Origin of the sequence: Streptomyces sp. NPDC086077 (assembly GCF_040686175.1) — a bacterium.
Classification (GTDB): Bacteria; Actinomycetota; Actinomycetes; order Streptomycetales; family Streptomycetaceae; genus Streptomyces.
This window is the reverse complement of the sequence record NZ_JBFBJT010000289.1, coordinates 1-3595: the sequence shown is the minus strand read 5'-3', so window position 1 is coordinate 3595 and position 3595 is coordinate 1. Positions and strand designations below refer to the sequence as shown.

3 protein-coding genes and 1 pseudogene are annotated in these 3595 nt (G+C 69.7%); all 4 read right to left on the bottom strand.

Features of this window, described 5'->3' with window-relative positions:
* The coding region (locus AB0O67_RS36975; protein ID WP_365460394.1) for a flavodoxin-dependent (E)-4-hydroxy-3-methylbut-2-enyl-diphosphate synthase at positions 1–233 on the bottom strand (233 nt) is incomplete at its 3' end.
* A 169-nt stretch (positions 234–402) separates the two neighbouring features.
* Positions 403–1695 (bottom strand): site-2 protease family protein, encoded by a 1293-nt coding sequence (locus AB0O67_RS36970; protein WP_365460397.1) that lies wholly within the window; start codon positions 1693–1695, stop codon positions 403–405.
* Positions 1696–1703: 8 nt separating this feature from the next.
* A complete protein-coding gene (gene dxr / locus AB0O67_RS36965) occupies positions 1704–2984 on the bottom strand; it encodes a 1-deoxy-D-xylulose-5-phosphate reductoisomerase (RefSeq protein WP_365460392.1) in 1281 nt (426 codons plus the stop codon).
* Positions 2985–3261: 277 nt separating this feature from the next.
* Positions 3262–3595 (bottom strand): annotated as a pseudogene (locus AB0O67_RS36960) (acyl-CoA dehydrogenase); the annotation flags it as partial.

The following is a 3595-nucleotide window of genomic DNA, read 5'->3' as shown; positions in this document are numbered from 1 at the left end:
GCGTCGTCCTGCGTCGGGCACGCCACCCGGACGATCTGACAGCCGGAAGCCGTCAACTCGGCGATCTGCTGAAGCGTGGCCCCGATGTCCGACGTGCGCGTGGTGGTCATGGACTGGACGGAGACCGGGGCGTCCCCGCCGACCGGCACCGTGCCGACCTGGATCTGCCGGCTCTTGCGGCGCTCGGCGAGCTTGGTCGGAACGGACGGCATGCCGAGAGAAATCGCAGTCATCTGCTGTGCAACCCCAAGTCGTGGATCAAGATCCGGTCCCGTCAGCAGCGGGCTCCAGGCTTCGAGATTACGGCACGCCTTCGGGCGTCAGCACATCCCGCCCGGTAAACCCACTCGATGGAAGGCGGCCCGGCACACACCGTGCCGGGCCGCCGCCAACTGCGCATGACTAGGAGATTCTGACCGGGTTGACCACGTCGGCGATGAGCACCAGGATCGTGAAGCAGATGAAGATCCCGGCCACCACGTAGGCGACGGGCATCAGCTTCGCCACATCGAACGGCCCCGGGTCCGGGCGTCGCAGCACCCTCGCCAGGTTCCGCCGCAGCGACTCCCACAGCGCGCCCGCGATGTGACCGCCGTCGAGCGGGAGCAGCGGGAGCATGTTGAAGAGGAACAGGGAGAGGTTGAACCCGGCCACCAGCATCAGGGCCATGGCCAGCTGCTGGGTCGGCGGGATGTCGAGGGTGAAGATCTCGCCGCCGACGCGGGCCGCGCCGACCACGCCCATCGGGGAGTCCGGCTCACGCTCGGCGCCGTCGAAGGCGGCGTTCCACAGGGCCGGGATCTTGCTGGGCAGGGCGGCGAGGGAGTCCACGGCCTCTTCGATCCGATCGCCCATCCACACCAGGGACTCGTCGAAGTCCTGCCGTACGACGCCGGTGGCGGCGCTGAAGCCGAGGAAGCCGGCGCTGACGTACTCGCCCTGGACGATCTGGCCGTCGGAGTCCTTCTTGGCGACCTGGTTGGTGGCGATCGTCGCCTTCAGGGTGACTTCCTCGCCCTTGCGGTCGACGACGATCGGCACCTCCCTGCCGGGGTTGGCGCGGATCAGGTCGGAGAGCTCGTTCCACTCGTCGGTGCGGACGCCGTCGAAGGCGACGATCTTGTCGCCCGCCTTCAGTCCGGCCGCGGCGGCCGGTGAGGGCTTGTCGGCCGAGGTGCACTTGTCGCGGTTCTCGCTCTGCGCGATCACGCACTGGGAGACCGAACTGACGCTGGTGGTCTGCTGCGAGATGCCGAAGCCCATCAGCACGATGAGGAAGAGCACGACCGCCATGACGAGGTTCATGAACGGGCCCGCGAACATCACGACGACCCGCTTCCACGGCTTGCGCGTGTAGAACATGCGCGCCTCGTCGCCGGGACGCAGCTCCTCGAAGGCGGCGGAGCGGGCGTCCTCGATCATGCCGCGCCAGGGCGAGGTGGAGCGGGCCTCCATGCGGCCGTCGGGGCCGGGCGGGAACATGCCGATCATGCGGATGTACCCGCCGAACGGGATGGCCTTCACGCCGTACTCGGTCTCGCCCTTGGTGCGGGAGAAGATCGTCGGACCGAAGCCGACCATGTACTGCGGGACGCGGATGCCGAAGAGCTTGGCCGTGGACAGATGCCCCAGCTCGTGCCACGCGATCGAGATCAGCAGGCCGACCGCGAACACGACTATGCCGAGGATCATCATCAAGGTCGTCATGCACGCGCCTCCGCGGTGGCTGTCTGCGCCGTATTTCCGGTCTGTGCCGTCAGTTCACGGGCCCGGGCGCGGGCCCAGGTCTCCGCTTCGAGGACGTCCGGCACGGTGAGCGAGGTTCCCGTGCCGGGGGTGCCGTGCTCGTCCACGACCCGGGTGACGGTCTCCATGATTCCGTTGAACGGCAGCGCGCCCCTCAGGAAGGCGTCCACGCACTCCTCGTTGGCGGCATTGAACACCGCCGGGGCGGTGCCCGCGAGCTCTCCCACGTGCCGGGCGAGGTCGACGGAGGGGAAGGCGTCCGTGTCGAGCGGGAAGAACTCCCAGGTCGACGCCGTGCTCCAGTCGAAGGCGGGCGCCGCGTCGGGGACGCGCTCGGGCCAGCCGAGGCCGATGGCGATGGGCCCGCGCATGTCCGGGGGCGTCGCCTGGGCGATCGTGGATCCGTCCGTGAACTCAACCATCGAGTGGACATACGACTGCGGATGCACGACCACCTCAATGCGTTCGAAGGGAATGTCGTACAGCAGATGTGCCTCGATGACTTCGAGACCCTTGTTGACGAGGGTCGCGGAGTTGATCGTGATCACCGGTCCCATGGCCCAGGTGGGGTGGGCCAGGGCGTCCTCGACGGTGACGTTCGCGAGCTCCGCCTTGGTCCGGCCGCGGAAGGGGCCGCCGGAGGCGGTGACGACGAGCTTGCGCACGTCCGCGCGGGTGCCCGCGGCGACCGACTGGAAGAGCGCCGCGTGCTCGGAGTCGACCGGGATGATCTGGCCCGGCTTGGCGAGCGCCTTGACCAGCGGGCCGCCCACGATGAGCGACTCCTTGTTGGCGAGCGCCAGGGTGCGGCCCGCCTCCAGGGCGGCGAGGGTCGGGGCGAGGCCGATGGAGCCGGTGATGCCGTTCAGCACGGTGTGGCAGTCGGAGCCGGCGATCCGGGTGGCCGCCTCCGGTCCGGCCAGGATCTCGGGAAGCGGCTCTCCCGCGCCGTAGTGCGCGGTCAGCGCCTCCCGCAGCGCGGGTACGACGTCCTCGCGGGCCACCGCGACGGTTTGCACCCGGAGCCGGTAGGCCTGCTCGGCGAGGAGGCCGACGCGGCCGCCGTTGGCGGACAGGCCGGTGACCCGGAAGCGGTCCGGGTTGCGCAGGACGAGGTCGATGGCCTGGGTACCGATCGACCCCGTGGAGCCGAGGACCACGACGTCCTTCGGGCCGTCGCCCGTCACCGGGTCGTAGACGAGGTGCGGGTCTGCGAGAGGGGCTGGGCTGTCGCTCATGCCCCCATTGTTGCCGCAACGGATGCCCGGCCGGCGCAGGGTGTCCCTCACGCGGGTGCGCCCGCCGCTTCCGGCGTGCCCGTTCCCGGCCGGATGGACCCGGTCTCCCCATCTGTGAAGCTGACGTGAAGATCACGTGGTAACACTTCACTCCTGCTCGGGGCGAACCACAAGTACGTCGACACCTGCTCGTGGACGACGCGGAGACCCGAGCGACAAGTGGTGCTGACGCGCCACGACGGGTGCGGGCCGACCCGCACCCGTCGCGCGCCGGCCCTCACCTGATGGGTCGGTGCAGATTCTCCTTCTGGGACGGGCCGGGGGTCGCGTCCGCGATCCACGGTCCGTCGCCCGAGGGGTCGACGATCCCCTGCTCCAGCCACTCGTAGCCGCCGGCCAGGACGTTCTTGACCACCTTGTGGTCGAGGTCGTCGGTGTTGGTCCACAGCCTGCCGAAGAGCTCGTCGACGCGGATGCGGGACTGGCGGCAGAAGGCGTCGGCGAGCTGGTAGGCCTCCCGGCCGTGTTCGCCCCGGCTGCGCAGGAGTTCGGCACGCACGCAGGCCGCGCTCATCGCGAACAGCTCGGCGCCGATGTCCACGACGCGGCCC